This window comes from Flavobacterium franklandianum (assembly GCF_007097365.1).
Lineage (GTDB): Bacteria > Bacteroidota > Bacteroidia > Flavobacteriales > Flavobacteriaceae > Flavobacterium > Flavobacterium franklandianum.
On the sequence record NZ_VJZR01000004.1, the window covers coordinates 278,027 to 302,705 of the forward strand.

Sequence of the window (24,679 nt, forward strand, 5' to 3'; positions counted from 1 at the left end):
TGGAAACGAAAAAAAATAAAGTTTGGAAAAAAAGCTACACTTGGGTTCTGGTAGCGAATGCTTTTTATATTTTGATTTTTTGTTTATTAATGAAATTATATTCTTAGCCTATGCAACTATTTGATTGGATTGTTCTTGTTGTAACCTTACTTTTTATAGTGATTTACGGCGTATGGAAAACGAAGGGAAGTAAAAATGTAGAAGAGTATATTTTGGGCAGTAACGAAACGCCTTGGTACACTGTAGGACTATCGGTTATGGCGACTCAAGCCAGCGCGATTACTTTTCTTTCGACACCGGGTCAGGCCTATCACGACGGAATGGGATTTTTACAATTCTATTTTGGTTTGCCCATTGCAATGGTAGTTATTTGCGTGACTTTTATACCATTGTACCACAAATACAAGGTTTTTACCGCTTATGAATACCTCGAAAAACGTTTCGATTTAAAAACGCGTTCTCTTGCCGCGATTCTTTTTTTGGTTCAAAGAGGTTTAGGAACTGGATTGACAATTTATGCACCCGCAATAATTTTGTCGGCTTTGTTGGGTTGGAATTTAACGGCAATGAATATTGCAATAGGTGTTCTTGTAATAATTTATACTTTTTCAGGAGGAACAAAAGCTGTAAATGTGACCCAAAAACAGCAAATGTTTGTCATTATGTCGGGAATGTTTATCACGTTTTTCTTGATTTTAAATTATTTGCCCAATGATATGACTTTTACTAGTGCTTTGCATATTGCAGGGGCAAATGACAAAATGAATATCGTTGATTTTTCGTTTAATCCAGAGGAGAAATATACGTTTTGGAGCGGAATAACGGGAGGTTTTTTCTTAGCATTGGCTTATTTTGGTACCGATCAATCACAGGTGGGACGTTATTTATCTGGAAAATCTGTTCGTGAAAGTCAAATGGGTTTGATTATGAATGGATTGCTAAAAGTACCCATGCAATTCTTTATTTTGCTTACTGGAGTGATGGTTTTTGTGTTTTTCCAATTCAATCCCGTTCCTTTAAATTTTAACCCCAATAATAAAATCATTATTGAGAAATCCAAATATAAAAATGAATACCATGTATTAGAAAAAAAATTGGAAGCACTTTCAGAAGATAAGAAAGTGATTAACTTATTGTATATAGACCAGCTCAATCAAGATTATGACAATCCAATACTCCGAAAAGAATTAGTTGCTCTATCGAGTAAAGAAAAAGATTTGAGAGATCACGCCAAAGACCTTATTCAAAAGGCAGATGACCGCAGTGAAACCAATGATAAAGACTATGTTTTCTTTCATTTTATTCTGAATTATTTGCCCAAAGGGTTAATAGGTTTACTACTTGCAGTGATTATTTCTGCGGCAATGTCATCAACGGCTTCCGGATTAAATGCACTCGCTTCGACCACGGCGATCGATATATATAAGAGAAATATTAAAGAAGAAAAAAGCGAAAAACATTATGTTAATGTTACTAAATTTTTCACCTTGTTTTGGGGAATAATTGCCATCCTTTTTGCCAGCATTGGAACTCTTTTTGAAAATTTGATTCAATTGGTGAACATTGTGGGTTCCATTTTCTACGGAACGGTTTTGGGGATTTTCCTCGTTGGTTTTTACATCAAATTTGTTCACGCCAAGGCTATTTTTTATAGTGCTGTAATTAGCCAAATTACCATATTTATTATTTACTATTTTGCCATATATATTTATCCAAGTGGCGAAGAAAAATTAGGGTATTTATGGCTCAATTTCATTGGTGCAATGTTAACAATTGTATTGTCAATTATTATGCAGGCGCTTTTTAGAAAGGAAAAAGTGAGTATTGCTTAAATTATTTTTTTTGGAATTTAAAAATAATTAAACTGTCTTTTAAGGCAGTTTTTTTTGTTTTAAAAATTACCAACTTCAGGTACAATTAACTTCAATACTTCGACACTTCATTTTTCTTACAAATGAATCAATTTTAAACAAGACAAAAACATCCTCTTTTGTAAAAGTTATCTTAGTAACTATTTTTAATAAAATTATAATTATTATTTTCAAAAATAGAGAGTTTTGTAACATTTGTTACTTTCGAAATTATTTTTGCTAGCTATCTTTAACCTGTTAAATAGCTATAAATAGTTATGATTTTAATAAATAGGTCATAGCTGTTAAGTTTAAAATATTTATTTATGAAAAAGTTAGTGATACTTGGAGCAGGAACCGCTGGAACTATGATGGCAAGTCACCTGAGAAAAAAATTAAGCAAATCGGACTGGGAAATAACGATTATTGACCAATGCAAGCCCCATTATTATCAACCGGGATTTTTGTTTTTACCATTTGATACTTATAAACCCGAAGATGTAAAAAAGTCTATTGACGAATTCATTCCAAAAGGAGTGAAACTGATTCGAGAAAAAATTGACGTTATAGACAAAGATTCAGATACTGTTGTATTAGATGACGGCAAAAAATTTAAATACAATATTTTAATCCTAGCCACAGGAACAAAGACTGCTCCCGGAGAAGTCGCGGGAATGTTAGGAGAGTATTGGTACAAATCGATTTTTGACTTTTATACTTATGAAGGGGCATTGGCACTGCGAGACAAATTAAGACTTTGGAAAGGCGGAAAACTAGTAGTTCATATTACCGAAATGCCTATTAAATGTCCTGTTGCTCCGCTAGAATTTGCTTTTCTTGCCGATTCATTCTTTATAAAAAAGGGAATGCGTGATAAAGTGGACATTACTTATGTTACACCACTTTCTGGAGCATTTACAAAAGAAAAATGTACTACAGCATTAACCTATTTATTAAACGATAAAAACATCAAAATTGTACCTGATTTTGCCGTTGAACACATCGATGGAGCCAATGGAAAAATTGTAGATTATGGGGGAGAGGAAGTCCCTTTTGATTTATTGGTTACTATCCCAACCAATATGGGTGATGAATTAATGGCTCGTTCTGGAATCGGAAACGAATTAAATTATGTTCCAACAGATAAAAATACGTTGCAAACCAAAGTGAAGGAAAACATTTTTGCATTGGGCGACTGTACTGATGTTCCTGCGTCCAAAGCAGGTTCTGTGGCTCACTTTCAAGCTGAAATATTGACTGAAAACATTCTACTTTATATAAAAGGTAAGGAATTAAAACCTGATTTTGATGGTCACGCCAATTGTTTTATTGAAACTGGTCACGGAAAAGCGCTCTTGATAGATTTTAATTACGAATTCGAACCCGTTAAAGGGAAATTTCCATTTGCAGGAATTGGTCCTTTGAATTTGCTTACGGAATCCCGTTTGAATCATTGGGGTAAATTAGCTTTTAGATGGATTTATTGGAATATGCTATTACCAGCAAGAAAATTGCCTTTTATTACTCCAAAAATGAGCAAATCAGGAAAAAATTTTAACTAAAAATAATGTTTAATATAAAATAAATAAAAGATGGAAAAAGTATATGCAGGAAAAACTGTTGGTGTAGATAAAGAGGGTTATTTGACAGATTTATCCCAATGGAATGCAGCAATTGCGATGGAAATTGCTAAAGAAGAAGGAGTGGAACTTACGGCCAAACATTTTGAAGTACTCTCTTATTTACAAGACCAACAACGAAAAGAAGTGGCGTTGTCTATAAGAAGTATTGGAAAAAGTGGTGTTGTTGACATTAAACAATTTTATGAATTGTTTCCTAAGGGGCCATTAAAAATAGCAAGCAAAATGGCTGGAATTCCAAAACCTAAAAGCTGTATTTAAATTAATTAATCATGGAAGATAAAAGTAAATTTCCCGTAAAAAAAGTATTATTTATTTGTTCTAAAGCTACTTTAGAAAGTGTTTATGCTTGCTTTATAATGGCCAATGGCGCAAGAATGGAAGGCATAGAATCTGAAATATTTTTTACTTTTTTTGGATTAGAGGCTATTCAAAAAAATAAATTAGACCATTTGCATGTAGCTACCGTTGGTAATCCAGCCATGCATATGCCAACAATGATAGGAGGTTTGCCAGGAATGGAAGCCTTAGCTACCAAAATGATGAAATCTAAAATGGAAAAATTAGACATTCCACCCGTAGGTGAATTTTTAGAAATAATGGTCGCATCGGGTGTGAAAATATGGGCTTGTAAACTAGCCATGGAAATGTTCGATTTGAAAAGAGAGGATTTAATAGATGATGTAGAAGATATTCTGACGGTTGGAGATTTTTATGGTCGAGCTGAGGGTCAAGGAACCCAGATTATATTTATCTAGTTTATATTGAATATTGGTTAAAAGGCAATGGCTATACAAAAGTTATTGCCTTTTTTGGTTTACAATCTTTTTAACCATAAAGTTAAAAATTTCTATCTGGTTTTTTTATCGAAATTGCAAAAACAGAAGTAAATATTACTTATTTGTGCTTTTTTTTTAGGATAAATTGAATATGTTTGAAAAATTATAAAAACGCCTACTGATTTTAAAAAGAATGCCTAATTTTGAAATAAAATTAAATAGACTCAACTAGTTTTAATCATAAATTGACTGAAAAATACACAAAAAATAATAAATTATGTTGAAAGATAATTTTGGAAGAGCACACGATTATCTTCGGATCTCGCTTACCGATGTTTGCAATTTTAGATGTCAGTATTGCATTCCAGACGAAAATACTTCTTTTATGCCTTCTTCTCGTTTGATGACGGTCGATGAAATTGATACTATAGCCCAAGAATTTGTGAAATTGGGGGTCAAAAAAATACGCCTTACCGGAGGAGAACCTTTGGTCAGAAAAGATGCTGAAAAAATTATATTAGCACTTTCCAAATATCCTGTTGAACTTACTTTAACAACAAATGGCCTCCGAACCAATGAGTTTATTGATGTTTTTAAAAAAGCAGGAATAAAATCGATCAATGTCAGTCTTGATACATTAGATAAAGACCAGTTTTTTACCATTACCAAGCGCAATGTTTTTGATAAAGTTTGGGATAACATTCAGCAACTTATAGACGAAGGATTTCATGTTAAAATTAATACAGTTGTAATGCGTGATTTTAATGATTCTGAAATTCTCGATTTTATCCAATGGACAAAAGAACAGCCCGTTCACATCAGATTTATTGAGTTTATGCCTTTTGATAAAAACCAATGGAACACTCAGAAAGTATTTAGTTATCAGGAAATTATGGATGTTGCGGCAACAAAATACAGTTTCATCCGAATGAAAGATGGTTTGAATGAAACTGCCAAAAAATTCAAACCCTTGGGTCACGAAGGTACTTTTGCAGTTATCAGCACAATGAGCGCTCCGTTTTGCAGCAATTGTAACCGAATGCGATTAACCGCCGATGGTAAAATGAAGAATTGTTTATTTTCAAAAGGCGAAGCCGATATTTTGACCGCTTTACGAAATTCAGAAGATATTGTTCCAATTATAAAACAATGTGTGGCAAGCAAAGAAGAAGCATTGGGCGGACAATTTCAAGGCGATTATAAAAAAATTGATGCTACAAAAATCGCCAACAGAAGCATGATAAACATTGGAGGATAACCCTTTTTTTTGAATACCGTTATTCCTTTTTTGGCATATCGAAAATAAATATAAAAATGATAAATGTAAAAGAAGCCAAAAAGCTAATCGAAGAGAATTGCTGTACATTGAGAGTAGAAACCTTGACCTTGCTTGAAGCCAACGGAAGCATTTTGGCGGAGCCTATTTATGCCGTAATAGACACGCCACCGTTCCACCAATCGGCAATGGATGGATATGCTTTTTCCTTTGAAAATTGGGACAAAAAAAGTGATTTAACGGTCATTGGCGAAATTCAAACGGGTAATTATTCAAACAAAATAGTACAATCGAATGAAGTTGTAAGGATATATACTGGAGCTCCAATTCCTCCGGGTACAGATACTGTTGTAATGCAGGAAAAAATTAGTAAAGACGGAAATACGATTCAAATTCTGGATCCTTTTTTGGTCAAAGGTACGAATGTTCGTCCTCAAGGTTCTCAGACACAAAAAGGAGAAATGGCGTTGCAAGAAAGACAGTTGTTGACACCAGTTGCGATTTCTTTTTTAGCAGGAATTGGTATCAGTAAAGTGAATGTTTTTTCGAAACCAACTGTGAGTATTATTGTAACGGGCAAAGAACTTGCTGCTGCAAATGACGAAATCTCAGAAGGAAAAATTTTCGAATCCAATTCCATTGGTCTGATTGCAGCACTCCACCAATTAGGAATAAATCCAGTTTCCGTCGAAGTGGTCGATGATGTCGAAGAAGAAATTGAAAAAGCCATTTCCAATCAATTGAGTTCCGATATTCTGATTCTTACGGGTGGAGTTTCGGTGGGTGATTATGATTTAGTTCCCGATTCATTAGAAAAATGTGGGGTTCAAAAAATATTTCACAAAATCAAACAAAAACCAGGAAAACCCTTTTATTTTGGGCGTCACAACCAAACCTTGGTATTTGCTTTGCCTGGAAATCCAGCGGCGGTAATGAGCTGTTTTTATGAATATGTGGCTCAGGTAATTAGCAGTTTTACACAGAAAGAATATTTCAAGAAAATGGCATTTCCATTGGCAGACGATTTTAATAAGAATGCTGGTTTAACCTTTTTTCTGAAAGGAAAAATGGGTGAAAAAGCGGTGACTGTTTTGAACAATCAAGAAAGTTATAAGCTCAATTCTTTTGCTGTGGCGGATTGCCTGATTGAATTTGATGAAGAGAAAGAGATTTTCAAAAAAGGGGATTTGGTAAATGTTAGAATGATTTTGTAAAGCTTTTTTGTCATAATATTTTGTTGCCTCTTTTCAAAACATTAATAGCCTCAAGCTTTAGCTGGAGAATAAAATTTAGATGATTAATATGGCTTTAGCCAAAATAGTATTGTTTTTGGCTAAAGCCAATGTTACATTGATTACCTATTCCTCCAGCTAAAGCTGAAGGCAATAGAAAATTATTGATAGGCTGAATAGTTATGCTTTTTTAAACTAAAAAAAATGAAAAATTTAATAATCAAAGGACATCTTTCGATTGAAAATAGCAAAGGCCATTTGATGGGAATGGGAAAAAAAGAATTGCTCGAAAAAATCAAAGAAACGGGTTCTATCAAAGCGGCTGCAATCGAAATGAAAATTTCCTATCGGCACGCTTGGGAAATGATAAAAAAAATGAACACTATTTCAGATGCTCCTCTGGTTATAAAAAACACGGGCGGTTCCAGCGGAGGTGGTACTATTGTTACAAAAGAAGGTGAGGAACTGATAGCTTGTTACATCAAATTGAACGCTGCTTTCGAAGAATTTAAAGAGCAAATCTGTAAAACTATTTAAACGTATGTACCAAGAAATTTTATTTTATGTGTTGCTGGTGCTGGTCGCTTTTCTTTATTCTTCTGTGGGTCACGGTGGAGCAAGTGGCTATTTGGCGTTAATGGCATTTTTTTCATTTGCCCCCGAGACAATGCGATCAACGGCTTTATTGCTGAATATTTTTGTTTCATTAATTGCTTTTATTCAATATTATCGTGGCGGATTTTTTAAATGGAATTTGTTTTGGCCATTTGCACTTGCTTCTTTTCCAGCGGCATTTATCGGTGGAATGATTACAGTTGATGTTGGTTTGTATAAAAAAATTCTAGCGGTACTTTTGCTGTTTTCGGTGGTAAAATTGTTGGGAATTAAATTCAAAACTGCAACATTCGATCTAAGGCAAAACGTCTTCCTCGCGCTTTTAATAGGGGCAATCATCGGATTATTTTCAGGAATGATAGGAATAGGTGGTGGCATTATTTTGACTCCAATTATTTTACTGATGCATTGGGCAGATATGAAAAAAACTGCCGCAGTTTCGTCTTTATTCATTTTTGTAAATTCAATTGCTGGATTTGCAGGGCTTTTTACCAAAGGGTTTGAATTTAAAACAGAAATGGGATGGATGATTGTTCTTGCATTAATTGGCGGAATTGCAGGATCTTATTTTGGAGCTAATAAATTTAAAAGTGATTTTTTGAATAAATTATTAGCCATCGTCTTGATTATAGCTTCCATAAAATTAATTTTTACCTGATAATGGATACTAAAATAAAACACATAAATGCTTATATTTTGGCAGGTGGCAAAAGCTCAAGAATGGGCACTGACAAAGGTTTGCTTCTCTTTGAAGGAAAACCAATGATTCAATATGTAATGGAGCAAATGCAACCCATTTTTGACAAAATAGTTATCGTTTCTAATAATCTCGAATACGAAAAATTTGGATTGGAAGTGATTCCCGATTTGATAAAAGCGATTGGACCTGCAGGTGGAATTTACACCGCTTTAAATCATTCGGATTGTCAATTGAATTTTATGGTGAGTTGCGATATGCCTTTTGTGACTGCAGCAGCGATTGAATTTATTTTAAAAAATGCTCAGGAAAACCAAATTGTTTTATTGGAAAATCAAGGAAAAATAGAACCCTTGTTTGGAATATATTCTAAAGAGTGTGAGGAGATTTGGTTGCAACTCATCGGGCAAGAAAAGGTTAAATTACAAGACATGGTTTTGCACTTTAGATTGAAGACGATTCCAGTTGAAAATAACGAAATTTTTGCAGCAACCTTTTTCAAAAACATCAATACAAAGGAGGATTTTAACAACGTATCTAAACTAATTTAAAATGGACATAAACTTACTGGCGTTTGGAATAATTGCCGAAATAACAGGCAAATCAGCGTGGAAAATGGCTGGGATAAAAGATACCAATGAGTTGATAAATAACTTGGAAACACAATTCCCTGCATTGTCCACAACAAGTTTTTCTATTGCTGTAAATAGAAAAGTAATTCAGGACAATATAATATTTAACGAGAATGATACAATAGCTTTGCTTCCCCCATTTTCAGGCGGATAAAATGTTCTTATGAACCATTAAGTAATTTAAGGTTCATTCAGCAAAAAACTTAATTTTCTTAATGATTGAAATAAGTAACGGATACTTGTAAAGAATATATGAAGACAATAGTTAGTCATAATAGATACCAAAGACAAATACAACTCAAGGAAATTGGGCAAGAGGGTCAGGACAAAATTGCACAAGCAAAAGTGCTGGTAATTGGAGCTGGCGGTTTGGGTTGCCCTGCTTTGCAATACCTTGCTGCCGCTGGTGTGGGGAAGATTGGTGTTGTTGATTTTGATGTGGTCGAAATGTCAAATTTACAACGCCAAGTTCTGTATGCGGTGGATGATATTGGTCAATCGAAAGCTATTATGGCTTCAAAAAAACTCAATTTACTCAACCCGGAAATTACAATTGATATTTATAATTTACAAATTACTAATGAAAATGCACTTGAAATTCTGGAAAACTATGATATTATAATCGATGGTTCCGATAATTTTGCCACACGATATCTCATTAATGATGCTTGTGTACTTCTCAACAAACCTCTGATTTATGGGGCTGTTTTGCGTTTTGAAGGACAAATTGGGATTTTTAATTTGGCAGATAAAATAACAAATATCAAAACCAATTATCGTGATTTATTTCCAAAACCTCCCAGTTTGGATTCTGCTATTTCGTGTAATGATGTGGGTGTTTTTGGCGTGATTCCGGGGATTATTGGAACAATGCAAGCCACGGAAGCCTTAAAAATTATCACAGGTGTTGGCAAGCCATTGGCTAATAAAATAATTTCGTACAACGCATTAGAAAATTCTTTCTACGATTTTGAAATTATTGCAAATGCTAACCAATCCTTCGATTTCCCGAAAAGCAAAGCTGCATTTTTAGACTATAATTATCAATGTTTTTGCAATTCAAATTCAGTTAATGAAAGCCTTTCTGTTGAAGAATTTGACAGTCTTAGAAAGCAAGAGAAAATAACCATTATTGATGTTCGGGAAAAAGGAGAACTTCCGGTGGTAGATGGGTTTACTTTTATTTTAATTCCATTGAGTGAATTTGAAAATAGGGTTTTGACCATTTCAACTCAAAATAGAATAGTAGTTTTTTGCAAATCGGGTCAACGAAGCGCAAAAGCCGTAAAAATACTAAAAGAAAAATTTCCTAATTGCAGCGCTTATAGTTTGGCTGGTGGAATCGATGAATGGAAAATAAAAAATTTAAAAAACAGATAATGAAAGAGAAAAACACACACAACGTATTTATCAATGGACCAATAACGCCCGAGTTTATTGCTAATAGCATTGCCAAACACAGCACCAAAACCGACATTGGAGCACACGATATATTTTTAGGACAAGTCCGAAGCGATATAATTGAAGGCAAAACAGTGGTTGCTATCAACTACGAAGCCTATCAGGAAATGGCGGACGAACTTTTCCACGAAATCCGTGAAGCTGCGTTTGCCAAATACAATTTAGTGTGTATGCACATTTATCATAGCCTTGGAGCGGTAAAAGCGGGTGAAATATGCCTGTTTGTATTTGTTTCATCCAAACACCGCAAAGAAGCTTTTGACGCTTGTCAGGATATTGTCGAACAAATAAAGGCGATGACTCCCATCTGGGGAAAAGAAATTTTCGAAGATGATTCTTTTGTATGGAAAGAAAATCAACTTTAGTAATGGCAATATCAATGGCAATAACAATATTAATGTCAATGTCAATAACAATGTCAATGTCAATGTCAAAAACAATTATTTCCAACTTCCAACTTCCAACCTCTAACTTCTAACTTCCAACCTCTAACCTCTAACTTCTAACTTCTAACTTCTAACTTCTAACTTCTAACTTCTAACTTCTAACTTCCAACCTCTAACCTCTAACCTCTAACCTCTAACCTCTAACCTCAAACCTCAAATGGTCAATATAACATTCAAATCCAATACCCTTCGGATTGCCAAAGCGCAAGCCGTTGTAAGAGTCAGCAAAAAAGAAACTATTGATGCCATTGTCAATAAAACAGTTCCTAAAGGAGATGTTTTCGAGATGGCCAAAACCGCAGGACTCTTTGCCGTAAAACGCACCAGTGATATGATTCCGGATTGTCATCCCATTCCTGTAGAATTTACCGCTGTTCGATATACTATAAACGAGTTGGAAATCGCTATCGAAATCGAAGTACATACTATTTACAAAACAGGAGTTGAAGTCGAAGCAATGCACGGAGCCTCGGTTGTGGCGTTGACGATGTATGATATGCTGAAACCTATCGACAAAGGAATCGAAATTCATTCTATAAAATTATTGGAAAAAAGAGGAGGCAAATCCGATTTTACCGATAAATTCCGCACCGATTTGAAAGCAGCCGTCATTGTATGTTCCGACAGTATTTCGGCTGGGAAAAAAATTGACATGGCTGGAAAAGCCATTATCCAAAAATTAGAAACCTGTAATGTTAGTATTAGCGATTATTCGATTATTTCGGACGATACAGTTGGGATTCAAGAAAAAGTTTTGGATTTGTATGCGCAAAATATAGACCTTATAATATTGACTGGTGGAACAGGGATTTCGCCAAGAGATAATTCGCCAGAAGCCATAAAACCGCTTTTAGATAGAGAAATTCCAGGTATTATGGAAGCCGCACGCAATTATGGGCAAGATCGCACCCCTTTTTCTATGTTGTCACGTGGGATTGCTGGAATGATAGGCAAAACACTAATTATGACTTTGCCTGGTTCAACCAAAGGAGCTCAGGAATCTATGGACGCTTTGTTTCCCTCTCTTTTGCATATTTTTAGAGTGGTCGAAGGAAAACAACACGAATAATAAATTTGTAAAGCAATTATAATTCAATTATAGGAAAAACTATTGTAAATTTTATTTTAAAAGAGAATCTTTTTAAGATTCTCTTTTTTTTTATTTTAATAAATAACACACTTTAGTCCTGTTTTTATTTCATTTTAATTATTATTTTTTTTAGTATTTGAGTCAAATTTAACCATTAATTTAATAAAATTAACATTTAAATTGTTTAATGTTTAGTGTTTTAATTAAACAAGATGAATTCGTGTTTTTATTTCGTTATATGATATTTGTCATATTATTGGACTCAAATATCGAATAAATTTACATCATAAACACATCTTAATATTATGTTAAGATTTCCAAAAAAATAAAATAAATTAAAAAAAACAAACAAAATTATGAAAGCAGTTAAACAAATTATGTTAGTTGTTTTGGGGCTATTTTTTTTCGCCTTACAAGGGTGTTCTCACGAAGACTATATTCCAGTTCCTGGTCCAGCGGGTGCAGATGGAACAAATGGAACAAATGGAATTGATGGAACTACAGAATGTGCTACTTGTCACTCTAAAGCACACACAGGTCCAATTAAAGCTTCTTATGCTTTGTCTGTTCATGCAATTGAAACCTTACATGAAACTACAAATGCAAGTGGAGCCACAATTACTCTAAAGACTTCAGAATATACAAACAGGACGGGTTGTGTTCAGTGTCATACCAGTCAAGGTTATATAGATAAAGTAAATGGCGATGTTCTTAAAACTGGGACTGGAACAGCCTTAGGTTTTCCTGCTTATCCAGGAGGTAAACAAGCAATTTCTTGTACAACATGCCATGATAAACATTCTAGTTTTGATTTTAAAAATGATGGTAATGATTTTGCTCTTAGACAAGGGTTTACCCCAGTTGTTTTAGCTACAGATGCTTCTTATAAAATTGAAATGGGTACAAGTAATACTTGTGTCAACTGTCACCAACCAAGAGCTATAGTACCTACAACAGGGGACATTAAATTGAGTAATCGTTTTGGACCTCATTATGGTCCACAATCTACCTTATTAGAAGGTATTCAAGGAGCTTTAATTGTTGGATCAACTCCTTATCCAGCACCTAAGTCTGCTAAACATAGAACAGGCGCATCTTGTGTAACTTGTCATATGGGTAAAGATAGTGAAGCTACAAACGGAGCCCATACATGGAAGCCGACTCCAAATGCTTGTACTACTTGTCATGCAGGAGGTACTCCAACTTCTGTTACTGGTTATGCTGCTGATATGGCAACATTAGAAGAGTTATTAGTTGCAAAAGGAGCTTATAGTACTACTACGAACTCTTTAACTACAGCTACAGTTCCTATTAAAGTGGCACAAGCAGCTTGGAATTATGTTATGTTAAAACAAGATAAGAGTAATGGGGTTCATAATCCAGCCTACGCAAAAGCTTTATTGAAAAACTCAATTGAAGCTATAAAATAAAAAATAGAATACCTCTGGGCTTAGTCTCAGAGGTATTTATTTTAAATTGTTAAAGAATAGAAATTATTTTTTAACAATACAACAATTGCTCACATAACTTTAAATCTTTTGGCAATGAAAATTGTTGCATAAGACTCTATAGCAATTATTCAATAAAAAAATAAAAGATGAAAAAAATATTTCAATACTTAATGATGTTAACAGTGATTTTGATGGCTACATCCTGTTATTATGACGAGATGCCACCAGAAGCTGAAATTGTTATTCCAGAAGTAGTTTCTTACTCAAAAGATATTCAACCATTATGGGATCAAGATTGCGTAAGTTGTCATAAAACGGGAGCGACTGCCCCTGATTTAATAACGGCCAATTCCTATTTAGCGTTAACGAAAAATAACAAATATGTTATTCCAGGAAATGCGGCTGCAAGTAGTTTGCACAAATCTCTAGTTGGAGATGGTGCAGCAATTATGCCAACTGCAGGAAAATGGAGCGATTCAAAAATTGCTTTGGTGGACAAATGGATCAACAATGGAGCGCTTAATAATTAACTATAAATTGAAAATCATGAAATTATTAAAAACACTATTTATAGTTGTGTTTGCTTTGCCAACGATGTTATTGGCTCAAGAGCAAAAAGACACTACCGCCGTTGTTGTTGACAGCGTTGCACCAGTTATAGAAGTAGAATTGGAGCGAGCCGCTTTCGAAAGTACTTCATTGATCGAAAACCAAACCAATCGTGTGTATTCAAAGGGTACTATCGAAATGATCATGAATCACCGTTTTGGTTTAGTGACCGGAACAAATGATTTAATTGGAATTTGGGCACCAGCCAATATTCGTTTAGCCGTAAATTATTCGATTACCGATAGAATTACTGTTGGATACGGAACTACCAAAGACTTTAGATTGCAAGATTTTAGTTTGAAAGCAGCTATTTTACGCCAAACAGTCAATGGAAAAATGCCAGTGAGTGTTACTTATTATGGAAATGCATCGCTTAGTGCTTTGCCAAAAGAGAATTTTTATAACACGTCAGATCGTTGGTCATTTTATAACCAAATCATAATTGCAAAACGTTTGAGTAAAATGTTTTCGTTACAAATTGGGCCAAGTTATTCCCACTACAATGTAGTCGAAGCTGGAATGTATAATGATTTATTTGCCATTCAGTTTGGTGGTCGAGCCAAAGTGACATCAGGAATCTCTATTCTATTGGATGTGAATCAGCCAATTAGTTCTCAAGAAGCTTTGCCTAAATCTGGATTTTCTGTTGGAACAGAATTTTCGACCGTTGGACATACCTTTCAAATTTTCGTAAGCAATTACAGAGGAATAATAAATCAAACTAGTAATATGTTCAATCAAAATGACTTCTTCAAAGGTGATTTTGCTATTGGATTTAATATAGGAAGAACTTGGTAATAGTCTATTAATCCCATTTGTGTTAACCACAATACTGTGTAACACTTCAATAAAAAAAGAGGATTCTGACTCCATAAAAGGATAAGTTTATCCTCTTTTTTTTGCATTTATAAAGAATAGTTTTAGGTATTTTGCTAATTTTTTTTATTCAAATATTTGATTTTAAAGTAGTTGAATTTAGTTTAAAAATTTAAAAGTATGATAAATATCATTGAAATTAAGATAAAATTGATAGAAATTTACAAGAGAATTCTAATTCAAAACACAAATAATACTATAAGAATAGTTATTGTTTTATGAATTTCTAAAAGGTAATATATAACAATATGGAAAAAGAAAATAACAATTCATCCAGAAGGAATTTTCTAAAATTGGGTGCTTTAGGAGGAATAGCTTTGGCAGGAACTGCAATTGCAAACGCCGTTATTGATGAAAGTCCAAAAATTACAGAAAAAAAAGTAAAAGTACTTACTGCTGATGGAAAATTAGTAGAAATTGATAGCTCTCTGGTTGATCACCACGCATCCAATGATGATTTTTCGAATGCAGAACTTCGTCAAGGAGTGGAAGGGAAAAAATTTATTCGTGTGATCGATTTAGGCAAATGTGCCAATGAGAGAAAATGTATTACAGGATGTCAAAAAGCACATAATGTTTTAGCACCAGTGGAGTATATAAAGGTAAAAAAAATGCAAAATTCGCCTTTAGAATCTCCATATTGGTTTCCAACTATGTGTTACCATTGCGACAATCCTCCTTGTACAAAAGTTTGCCCTGTAGATGCAACATTCAAACGTTCTGACGGAATTGTGGCTATGGATTACGAACGTTGTATAGGTTGTAAATTTTGTATAGCTGCTTGTCCATATTCAGCTCGTACATTCAATTTTGGAAGACCTGAACAAGTAAAATTTACCGAAGAACATAAAAACGATACTTCCGATCCAAATCACTGTAGAACGCCTTACGCTCAGGAAGGAACGGTGGCAAAATGTGATTTCTGCACAGATCGTTCAGCTCAAGGATTATTACCAGCTTGTGTTATTGAATGTCCAAACGGTGCCATTTATCACGGTGATGAATTAGAAGATGTTGTCTCTAACGGAGAAGATACCGTTAGATTAAAAAAATTATTACAAGACAGAGCAGGATATCGCCAATTTGAAGAATTGGGAACAAAACCAAGGGTCTATTATTTACCACCAGTGAAACGTGATTTTCCGTTTGAAGATGCAACCCAAGCTCAAAATACAAAGGAGTAATCTTTTTAAAAAATAAAAAATGTCTAAAAATATAAATAAACACGAAACCTTTACTCAAGAAGAGTATATGGTGATGAAAAACGACCTGCTTCGTCCAATAGCAAAAATTGGAAAAGCCGGTAAAATATGGATTGCATTTCTAGTGGTCGTATTATTAGCTGGAATTGTTGCCTATATTATACAAGAAACTAAAAGCAAATATGTTACTACTAGTTTAAGAGATTATACAATGTGGGGAATATACATTTCTAACTTTTTGTTTATGGTCGCCATCGGTTTAGTAGGCGTGCTAATGTCGGCTGTACTTAAACTTACTAATTTTGAATGGTACAGACCCCTTTCCAGAATAGCCGAAGTTATTGCTATTGGTGCCATAATGTTTGGTGGGATAAGTATTGTTGTGGCAATGGGAAGACCCGATAGATTATTAAATTTATTCATTCATGGTAGAATTCAGTCGCCTATTATTTGGGATGTTATCGGAATTTCAACAGATCTTGCAGCTTGCATTATTTTGCTTTTTATTCCATTAATTCCTTCATTGGTGACCTGTAAAAACCATTTGAAAAATTTACCTAAATGGCAATTAAAAATGTACAATATGCTTTCTTTTGGATGGCAAGGCACTCCCGAACAATGGGAAATATTAAAAAAAACTATGAAAGTATTGACGGCTTTGGTAATTCCGTTGGGAGTTGTGATTTGCACGATTACGGCTTGGTTGTTTGCAACAACGCTAAGACCAGAATGGGATAGTACAAATTTTGGAGCCTATTTTGTTTCAAATGCCTTTTTATTGAGTGTAGCTGTAATGACTTTAGCCACTTTTGTTTTTAGAAAAGCTTATAATTTTGAAAAATATTTAACCGAAATGCACTTCGATAAATTGGGACAAGCTTTGGTATTAATGGCTTTAATTCACGGCTATTTTAATGTCAACGAATATTTGATTCCCGCTTATAAAATGTCGGGATTACACGAAAACACACTGCTAAACTTATTTACAGGCAAAGAAGCCGCTTTTTATTGGTCAGTAGTAATTTTTGGTATAATTGTACCCATTTTATTGCCCCTATTTCCAAAAATGCGAAAACCACTTCCTTTGACAATTATTTCAATTGTAGTATTAATTGCAGGCTGGTTTAGACTTTATTTAATTGTAATTCCAGGATTACTTCATCCTTATCTTCCAATACAAGACGTACCTGAATCGTGGACACATTATTTTCCTAGTGTGGTAGAAATGACCGTTGTTGCTGCAACATTTGCTGGCGTACTATTAATAGTGACTTTGTTCTCAAGATATTTTCCTATTATTTCTGTATGGGAAGTAGCAGAAGGTGAATTAGAAGGAAAAGAAGAAATATTTAATTATAAATAATTTACAGATGAAAAAGCATACCTATTTCTTAATATCTTGCTTAGTAATTTTGTTTTCGATTACAACTTCCTACGCACAAGATAAAGAAGCAAAAATTACCTTAACCTTTAAAAAAATAGATTCAGTCAACGTTTGCAAAGCTTTTGTGACTTCAGAAGGACAACCCGTAATTGAAGTACCGGTAAATTTATCGGTCAAACGATTGTTTGCTAAGTTGCCTATTGGAGATGCCATTGCTACAGATTCTACAGGGGTTGCGACTTTCGAATTTCCTAATGATATACCCTCTAAAAACGGCAAATTAACCCTATTTGCTAGTATAGTAGATGACGAAAACTATATGAACTCTGAAACTAGTGGAGAAGTGAATTGGGGCACAGTAGTTGTAACTGATAACTCCAATATAGATGAACGTTCTTTTTCTGCAGGACGAGATAGAGCACCAATATATTTTATAACGATTTCACTGTTAATTTTAGGCTTGATATGGGGAACTTTATTGTTTGCAGTTTTGCAGGTTTTCAAAATAAAAAAATTAGGAAAAATTCAAGAAATTAAAGAGTAACATTTATAACAAGTATTAATATTAAAATTCAAAAAAATGAAAAAAATCTTTTTTGGGCTAGCTATTATGGCAGCCTTTATGTTCGCCCAAACTTCTAATGCTCAAGCAAAACCAAAAGGAAAAGAATGGAAAGTTCCTGCTGCAGATGCTGGTAAAAAAAGCCCAGCTGGTGTTGAGGCTGCTGCTGGTAAAGCATTGTGGGGAACCAATTGTAAATCATGTCACGGTACAAAAGGATTGGGTGACGGTCCTAAAGCAGAAAAAATTGACATTTCTAGTGGTGATTTTTCTTCTAAAGACTTCCAATCTAAATCTGATGGATCATTGTTTTACTACACAAAAATTGGTAGAAAACCAATGCCTTCTTATAAAGAAAAATTAAGTGATTCTGAAATATGGCAATTAGTGGCCTATATGAGAACAATGAAATAATACTTTAAATAATTTATAATAGAATTAGGGTTTGAGCAATCTAACCCTTTTTTTTTGGTTTAATTTAATGGTAATTTAATGTAACAAAAAATCCTGTTTGAATATTCAAACAGGATTTCATTTGTAATGAATTTGTAATAATTATTTTTTGCTCCACTCAGCAATACTATCTTTATTCATTTTTACATAGTCTTGATTCTTGGCGGATTCTGCGCTTGCAAGTGAAATTTTAGCCGTTTCAATGGCTCCATTTTTGTCGCCTTGTTTGGCTTGAATCAACGATTTTAAACGATTAAACCAAAAAGGTTTGTCTTTGCTCATTTCCAAGGCTTTATTTACATAAGACAAAGCTTTGGTCAAATCTCCATTTGACTGAAATAAATACTGCGCTGATGAAAAATAATCACCAGCTCCTGGTCCTGCCAAAACTTTATCAATACTCGCCATAGCCATTTTTGCGGAGGGCACTTCAAACTTAACAGCTACTATCGTTTTCTCCCAAGATAATTCAAGATGAGCAAAATTATTGTCTAAATTATTAATTCCAATAGTAAAACTTTCGACTAACCTATCGATATGCTCTGACTTTACAGTGGCTTTCAAAGCCACTTTTGTTTCGTCCCAATTTTCTGGATTTCCCCAATTGTCTGTTGCAGTGTAGAAGATGATTTCCCAATTATCAGCTCTGGGAGTAGTGTATAAAGCATATTTCCCTTTTGCCAATGTTTTTCCTTCAATGACTACATCGTCGCTAAAAGAAATAGTGGTGTTTTCATTAGCTCCAGTTCTCCATAATTTACCAAAAGGAACTAAGTTATTGAATACATCTCTTCCTTTTGCACTAGGTCTTGAATAAACGATTTCAACATTGGTCAAACCAACTACTTGTATTACTGTCGATTTTGGACTTGGTTGCGGTGTTTTTACTTGAGCCTCGGTCACATAATTGGCAATAATCATTGCCAAAACAAAAATAATCTTTTTCATAGTGTTTAATTTAGATTTGTTCAAAATTACAAATTCAAGGATTTAAAAATGTTAAATATTCCTTAATTCGAATAGTTGTATTTAGAGATGATTTCAAAACTCAATTCGTTTAAATGTTCTACAACAACATCTGCTAAAGACAAATCTTGTAGTTTCGAATTTTCGCTATTGTAACCCACACAAAAAATACCAGCCGCTTTTGCAGCCCTAATACCATTAGTACTATCTTCGATTACGATGCAATTTTCTTTTGGAGCAGTTGATAAGCTAGCTGCATATTCAAAGATGGCTGGATGCGGTTTTGAATTGGGAAAATCTTCTCCGCTTACAATATGCGTGAAATATTGATGCAAATTAAATCGCTTGAAGACTCTTTCAATCGTTACTTTCGCTGCCGAAGAAGCCAGAATTAATTGCATTCCATTTTGGTGTAAATCCTGAATTAATTGCTCGACGCCTTCAATCAAATACAAATCTTCTTTGCTGTCGAAAGCATCATTAAAAAGGGTGCGTTTTCTTTGAATTAAATCTTCTACTTCACCATCAATCGGGAATATTTCTTTTAGTTTCTGAAACGTATTTCGGGTCGAATTTCCCATAAAGGAAGTAAACATAGTTGCCGAAACATCAATATTTAATTCGGCAAAGTGTTGAAAATAAGCATAGCTGTGTACGGGTTCCGTGTCGACGATTACGCCGTCCATATCAAAAATTACTGTTTGTATCATTGTAAGTTAGAGGTTAGAAGTTAGAGGTTAGAAGTTAAGAAGTTAGAGTATAGAAATTAGGAGTTTAAATCTGCAACCTGCAACCTGAAATCTGCAACCTGCTATCTAAAAACTAATCCAGTTTTCCATCAAAATGGAGATTCCATTTTCCGTGCACTTTCATCACTTGTTCAATGACTTCGCGAGCGGCACCTTTTCCTCCATTTTTATGAGAAATGTATTTAGAAATAGCTTTGATTTCAGGGCTTGCATCTTGCGGACAAGTTGGTAATCCAACTAATTTCATCACGTGAAAATCAGGAATATCATCTCCCATATACAATACTGTTTCCGGTTTTATATTGTAAAGTTCGATATATTCTTTATAAGTTTCGACTTTATCAGGACAACCAAGATGAATATCGGTAATACCCAAATTTCGCAAACGGACCCGAACACCTTCGTTGCTACCACCCGAAATCACACATACATTATAACCACTTTCTACGGCAGCTTTCAAGGCAAAACCATCGCGAATATTCATTGTTCGTAGCATTTCGCCTTCATTGGTCACAAAAACAGATCCATCCGTCAGAACACCATCTATGTCAAAAATGAAGGTGGTGATTTCGTTCATTATTTCTTTATAACTTTTTGCCATTATTTTGTATTGATTGGGTTAGTGTTTTATATATATTATTTTGATTTTCGTCCAATAAAAAAGCTATATGACTGGCAATAGTTTGCATATCGTTTCTGATTGCTGGGCCTGTTTGCGCTTCTTTTGGCGAAAGACTCATAACCTTGTTTGCCGTTTCCAAAATTAAGGGCTTTAGAATTTCAAAAGGAACTTTATTTGCTTCACAAATTTCATTACCCATTTGGTACAGATGATTCACGAAGTTATTGACAAAAACGGCCGAAACATGTAGCGCTTTTCGTTGTTCGGAATTGATTTTGAAAACAGTATCAGAAATGGATTGTGCCACTTTTTCCAATAATTCAAAATCGGTTTCATTTTCGCTTTCTAAACAAATGGGGATTTGGCTAAAATTAACGGTTTTGTTTTTTGAAAAAGTTTGTAGGGGATAAAAACTTCCTTTTCTGTTCTTTTTGTCCAATGCATCTAATGCAACACTGCCCGAAGTATGCACAACTAGACGATTCTCGAAAGGAAGTTGCGACAATACTTTTGCAATAGCATCGTCTGAAACGGCAATAATGTATAAATCGGCTTGGGCCAAATTGTTATAATCATCCGTAATTTTATTGGAATCGAGTAGGTGAGTTACCGCATCTTTTTGCCTTGAAAACACTTGTGTCACTTCCACTTTTTTGCTTTTGGCGAAAGCCTCAATCAAATGATGAGACACATTTCCAGAACCAATTAGTACAACTTTAATCATTTGGCAAAATTAATCAAAAAAAAAATAAAAGTCGATACATTCTATGTCAATTGATTTTTAAATAAAAACCTGTCAAATATCATTTTTATACAAGTATCAATGCCTTAAATTTGGATTAAATTAACAAATGCTCAAAGGGACTATTCAACTATTTTAGTTACTTTTGACAAGATTTTTAAAAAACGTAAATTCCTACAGATGATTAATAAATTAACTTCCATTTTATTTTCCACACGGTTGATGGCTATACTCTTCCTGACTTTTGCAATTGCAATGGGAGCGGGAACTTTTATAGAAAGTAAATACAATACCGACACAGCTCGAATTTGGGTTTATAATGCCTGGTGGTTCGAGGGAATTATGTTGATTTTTATGATCAATTTCATTGGAAACATCAAGCGTTATAATCTATTAAGAAAAGAAAAATGGGCAACTCTTATGCTACATTTGTCTTTTGTTATTATCATTGCTGGTGCTTTTATCACTCGCTACATTAGTTATGAAGGAATGATGCCAATTCGCGAAGGCAATACCGAAAATGTATTTTATTCAGATAAAATGTACCTTTCCGTATATGTTGATGGAGAGTATCAAGGTGGAATGAAACGTAGGGTTTTCGAAAAAACATTATTGCTTTCGCCTGTAACCAATAATAATTTTTCTATTTCAGACCAATTTGCAGAAACCAAATTTGACGTGGATTATGTCAGCTTCCAGATGGGAGTCAAACAAGTGATTAAACCTGATGCCAAAGGCAGTTTGCTTTTTAAATTGGTCGAAGCTGGCGAAGGGGGACGTGAAGAACATTTCTTGAAAGAAGGCGAAGTTCAAAACGTTCACAACACCCTTTTTGCCTTAAATAAATTCACACAAGGTGCCATAAATATAACCATTAACGATAGTATTTCTACGATTCAAACCCCATTTGCTGGCGAGTATATGCGAATGGCCGACAAATTGCAAGGCAAAGTAGCCAAAGATATTGTACAACCATTAATGATGCGTTCCTTGTACAGCATTGGCGATATGAGAATTGTGTTTCCAGAGCCAGCCATAAAAGGAGTTATTGGATATGATGCGACAAATGATTTTAAAGCCAAAGAACATAACGATGCCCTAACAGTCAAATTAACCGCGGATGGTCAAGAAAAAACGATAACATTAATTGGAACCAAAGGCTTAGTTGGACAATCTCAAACCGTAAAAATTGGAAAATTAGACTACACTTTTTTCTACGGAAATAAAGTCTATACTTTACCTTTTAGCATAAAATTGAATGATTTTATTGCTCAGAAATATCCTGGAACGGAACGTAGTTATTCTTCTTATGAAAGTAAAGTGACTGTTCAAAACAAAAATGACGTTTTTGATGCTCGAATCTTTATGAATAATATTTTAGATTATGAAGGCTATCGCTTTTTTCAATCCTCGTTCGACCCAGATGAAATGGGAACGGTATTGTCTGTAAGCCACGATTATTGGGGAACTATGATTACTTATTTTGGATATTTTATGTTGTATTTTGCACTAATGGCTATTATGTTTACCAAACATTCTCGCTTTGCCGATTTAAAAAGAAAACTAGAAGTAGTGAAAACTAAAAAAGCAAAATTTCTAACGCTACTACTTTTATTTTTGAGTTTTGGTGCATTTGCCCAAAATCATAATTCAGCTCAGTTTTTATCCGAAAAACAATTAGATTCTATTATCGAAAAACGCAAAGTTTCTGAAGAACACGCTGCCAAATTCGGAAGATTAATTGTTCAGGATGCTGGTGGTAGAATGAAACCAATAAACACTTTCTCATCTGAATTATTGCGAAAAGTAAGCCATCAAAATACGTACAAAGGAATGAATTCTGACCAAGTGTTTTTGTCGATGACGCAAGGAGGAAACATTTGGATTCAAGTGCCCCTGATTTATATAAAATCAGGAAATGATAGTATTCGTAAGATTATCGGAATCGATGCTGAAAAAAAATACGCTTCGTTTATAGACTTTTTTGATAGTAAGGGAAATTATAAATTGATGCCTTACCTGGATGCAGCCTACAAAGCGGCCAATCCGAACCAATTTGAAAAGGACTTTATAGAAACCGACAAAAAAGTAAATTTGATGGAATCGGCGCTGAGTGGAACTATCATGAAAATTTTCCCTATTCCTAATGATCCCAATAACAAATGGGTTTCCTTTCCTGAATTGACCAATTCGGGGTTAAAAGGAATGGCAGCAACTTATACTCAAAATATTCTTCAAATGTATTTTACAGCATTAGAAAAAGCATCCATTTCTAAAGATTACAAAGATGCAGATGGATTATTAGAAAGCATTAACGGTTTCCAAAAGAAATATGGTAGTAAGGTGTTGCCAAGTGACCAAAAAATCACATCTGAAATCTTGTATAACAAATATGATGTGTTCCAGAAATTACCGTATTGGTATATTTATGCGGCCATTTTGATGCTCTTATTCACTATTCTAAAAATATTCAAAGAAAGAAAATTTCTCGATTATGCTATTAATACGATGCACATTATCATCGGTTTACTTTTTGGTTTGCATACGCTCGCATTAATTGCTCGTTGGTACATTTCGGGTCACGCACCTTGGAGTAATGCCTATGAATCTATTATTTATGTAGCGTGGGCAACGATGTTTTTTGGCTTGGCTTTCGACAGAAAATCCAAACTTACTGTGGCTTCCTCTGCCTTCGTGGCTGCAATGATTTTGACTGCTGCTTATATGAATTGGATAGATCCAGAAATAGGTAATTTACAACCCGTTTTGAATTCCTATTGGTTAATGATTCACGTGGCAATTATCGTGGCGAGTTACGGACCATTTGCCTTGGGAATGATTCTAGGATTGGTTTCTTTACTTCTGATTTTGTTTACCAATGAAAAGAACAAGGAAAAAATGGAATTGAATATCAAAGAAATAAAATACATCAACGAAATGTCATTGACTATTGGATTGATAATGCTTACGATCGGAAATTTTCTTGGTGGACAATGGGCCAACGAAAGCTGGGGTCGTTACTGGGGTTGGGATCCAAAAGAAACTTGGGCATTGATTAGTATTATGGTCTATGCTTTTGTGATTCACGCTCGTTTTGTTCCGGCGCTAAGAGGTAAATGGATATTCAGCTTAATGAGTGTTTTTGCGTTCTTGTCTATTTTGTTTACTTACTTTGGAGTGAATTTTCACTTGGTTGGATTGCATTCCTACGCCAGTGGCGAAGCACATTCGTTAAACTGGATTTGGTATTCAATGGGAGCAATTACACTTATTGGTGCTATTACCTATCCAAAAGCTAGAAAATATTATACGAAGAGAAAATTATAAATTCCATAAAAAAGGTTC

The 24,679-nt window shown here is 34.3% G+C and carries 25 protein-coding genes; 21 read left to right on the forward strand and 4 right to left on the reverse strand.

Going from position 1 to position 24,679, the window contains the following annotated elements:
- Positions 1-110 precede the first annotated feature (110 nt).
- From FNW17_RS07415 to FNW17_RS07510, 20 genes are all read left to right on the forward strand, one after another.
- Positions 111-1,832, forward strand: a complete 1,722-nt coding sequence (locus FNW17_RS07415) for a sodium:solute symporter family transporter (RefSeq protein ID WP_143390207.1) — start codon at positions 111-113, stop codon at positions 1,830-1,832.
- A gap of 344 nt (positions 1,833-2,176) precedes the next feature.
- The gene (gene sqr / locus FNW17_RS07420; RefSeq protein WP_144071310.1) at positions 2,177-3,412 is read left to right on the forward strand and encodes a type III sulfide quinone reductase, selenoprotein subtype; all 1,236 of its coding nucleotides are present in this window, start codon (positions 2,177-2,179) and stop codon (positions 3,410-3,412) included.
- A 30-nt stretch (positions 3,413-3,442) separates the two neighbouring features.
- Positions 3,443-3,751 (forward strand): TusE/DsrC/DsvC family sulfur relay protein, encoded by a 309-nt coding sequence (locus tag FNW17_RS07425; RefSeq protein WP_143390205.1) that lies wholly within the window; start codon positions 3,443-3,445, stop codon positions 3,749-3,751.
- 11 nt (positions 3,752-3,762) lie between these two features.
- Positions 3,763-4,248 (forward strand): DsrE/DsrF/DrsH-like family protein, encoded by a 486-nt coding sequence (locus tag FNW17_RS07430; protein ID WP_143390204.1) that lies wholly within the window; start codon positions 3,763-3,765, stop codon positions 4,246-4,248.
- Between the two features lie 298 nt (positions 4,249-4,546).
- Positions 4,547-5,527 (forward strand): GTP 3',8-cyclase MoaA, encoded by a 981-nt coding sequence (moaA, locus tag FNW17_RS07435; protein WP_144071311.1) that lies wholly within the window; start codon positions 4,547-4,549, stop codon positions 5,525-5,527.
- Positions 5,528-5,583: 56 nt separating this feature from the next.
- Complete coding sequence (locus FNW17_RS07440) at positions 5,584-6,759, forward strand: molybdopterin molybdotransferase MoeA (RefSeq protein WP_143390202.1); 1,176 nt, start codon at positions 5,584-5,586, stop codon at positions 6,757-6,759.
- A gap of 222 nt (positions 6,760-6,981) precedes the next feature.
- Positions 6,982-7,314, forward strand: coding sequence for a winged helix-turn-helix domain-containing protein (locus tag FNW17_RS07445; protein WP_235892949.1), 333 nt, complete (start codon positions 6,982-6,984; stop codon positions 7,312-7,314).
- Positions 7,315-7,318: 4 nt separating this feature from the next.
- Positions 7,319-8,050: a sulfite exporter TauE/SafE family protein gene (locus tag FNW17_RS07450; RefSeq protein ID WP_144071312.1), complete on the forward strand. Its 732-nt coding sequence runs from the start codon at positions 7,319-7,321 to the stop codon at positions 8,048-8,050.
- 2 nt (positions 8,051-8,052) lie between these two features.
- Positions 8,053-8,640 carry a molybdenum cofactor guanylyltransferase gene (locus FNW17_RS07455; protein WP_144071313.1) on the forward strand — a complete coding sequence of 196 codons (588 nt, stop codon included), beginning with the start codon at positions 8,053-8,055 and terminating at the stop codon, positions 8,638-8,640.
- 1 nt (position 8,641) lies between these two features.
- Positions 8,642-8,875, forward strand: coding sequence for a MoaD/ThiS family protein (locus tag FNW17_RS07460; RefSeq protein ID WP_143390199.1), 234 nt, complete (start codon positions 8,642-8,644; stop codon positions 8,873-8,875).
- 98 nt (positions 8,876-8,973) lie between these two features.
- Entirely contained in the window at positions 8,974-10,101 is a 1,128-nt protein-coding gene (gene moeB, locus FNW17_RS07465; RefSeq protein WP_144071314.1) for a HesA/MoeB/ThiF family protein, read from the forward strand.
- Entirely contained in the window at positions 10,101-10,547 is a 447-nt protein-coding gene (locus FNW17_RS07470; RefSeq protein WP_185965277.1) for a molybdenum cofactor biosynthesis protein MoaE, read from the forward strand. The genes moeB and FNW17_RS07470 overlap by 1 nt, the downstream gene beginning before the upstream one ends.
- Positions 10,548-10,785: 238 nt before the next feature.
- Positions 10,786-11,697 carry a bifunctional molybdenum cofactor biosynthesis protein MoaC/MoaB gene (moaCB, locus tag FNW17_RS07475; RefSeq protein ID WP_144071315.1) on the forward strand — a complete coding sequence of 304 codons (912 nt, stop codon included), beginning with the start codon at positions 10,786-10,788 and terminating at the stop codon, positions 11,695-11,697.
- Positions 11,698-12,074: 377 nt separating this feature from the next.
- On the forward strand, positions 12,075-13,148 hold the full coding sequence (locus FNW17_RS07480) for a multiheme c-type cytochrome (RefSeq protein WP_143390195.1): 1,074 nt from the start codon (positions 12,075-12,077) through the stop codon (positions 13,146-13,148).
- 167 nt (positions 13,149-13,315) lie between these two features.
- Positions 13,316-13,699 (forward strand): c-type cytochrome, encoded by a 384-nt coding sequence (locus FNW17_RS07485; protein ID WP_143390194.1) that lies wholly within the window; start codon positions 13,316-13,318, stop codon positions 13,697-13,699.
- Positions 13,700-13,715: 16 nt separating this feature from the next.
- On the forward strand, positions 13,716-14,576 hold the full coding sequence (locus tag FNW17_RS07490) for a DUF5777 family beta-barrel protein (protein WP_235893258.1): 861 nt from the start codon (positions 13,716-13,718) through the stop codon (positions 14,574-14,576).
- 326 nt (positions 14,577-14,902) lie between these two features.
- Positions 14,903-15,838: a 4Fe-4S dicluster domain-containing protein gene (locus FNW17_RS07495; protein ID WP_144071338.1), complete on the forward strand. Its 936-nt coding sequence runs from the start codon at positions 14,903-14,905 to the stop codon at positions 15,836-15,838.
- Between the two features lie 19 nt (positions 15,839-15,857).
- On the forward strand, positions 15,858-17,219 hold the full coding sequence (gene nrfD / locus FNW17_RS07500) for an NrfD/PsrC family molybdoenzyme membrane anchor subunit (RefSeq protein WP_144071316.1): 1,362 nt from the start codon (positions 15,858-15,860) through the stop codon (positions 17,217-17,219).
- Positions 17,220-17,226: 7 nt separating this feature from the next.
- Positions 17,227-17,784, forward strand: coding sequence for a hypothetical protein (locus tag FNW17_RS07505; protein ID WP_144071317.1), 558 nt, complete (start codon positions 17,227-17,229; stop codon positions 17,782-17,784).
- Positions 17,785-17,820: 36 nt separating this feature from the next.
- Positions 17,821-18,216, forward strand: coding sequence for a c-type cytochrome (locus tag FNW17_RS07510; protein WP_143390191.1), 396 nt, complete (start codon positions 17,821-17,823; stop codon positions 18,214-18,216).
- Positions 18,217-18,357: 141 nt separating this feature from the next.
- Here FNW17_RS07510 and FNW17_RS07515 read toward each other — a convergent pair whose 3' ends face one another.
- The 4 genes from FNW17_RS07515 to FNW17_RS07530 form a co-directional block, all read right to left on the reverse strand.
- Positions 18,358-19,203, reverse strand: coding sequence for a DUF2911 domain-containing protein (locus tag FNW17_RS07515; protein ID WP_144071318.1), 846 nt, complete (start codon positions 19,201-19,203; stop codon positions 18,358-18,360).
- 62 nt (positions 19,204-19,265) lie between these two features.
- Positions 19,266-19,931 carry an HAD family hydrolase gene (locus tag FNW17_RS07520; protein WP_144071319.1) on the reverse strand — a complete coding sequence of 222 codons (666 nt, stop codon included), beginning with the start codon at positions 19,929-19,931 and terminating at the stop codon, positions 19,266-19,268.
- A gap of 112 nt (positions 19,932-20,043) precedes the next feature.
- Complete coding sequence (locus tag FNW17_RS07525) at positions 20,044-20,571, reverse strand: KdsC family phosphatase (RefSeq protein ID WP_143390188.1); 528 nt, start codon at positions 20,569-20,571, stop codon at positions 20,044-20,046.
- Positions 20,555-21,316: a Rossmann-like and DUF2520 domain-containing protein gene (locus FNW17_RS07530; protein WP_144071320.1), complete on the reverse strand. Its 762-nt coding sequence runs from the start codon at positions 21,314-21,316 to the stop codon at positions 20,555-20,557. Before FNW17_RS07530 ends, FNW17_RS07525 begins: the two co-directional genes overlap by 17 nt.
- A 198-nt stretch (positions 21,317-21,514) precedes the next feature.
- Between FNW17_RS07530 and ccsA the strand changes: the two genes are divergently transcribed.
- Positions 21,515-24,661 carry a cytochrome c biogenesis protein gene (gene ccsA / locus FNW17_RS07535; RefSeq protein ID WP_143390186.1) on the forward strand — a complete coding sequence of 1,049 codons (3,147 nt, stop codon included), beginning with the start codon at positions 21,515-21,517 and terminating at the stop codon, positions 24,659-24,661.
- Positions 24,662-24,679 lie beyond the last annotated feature (18 nt).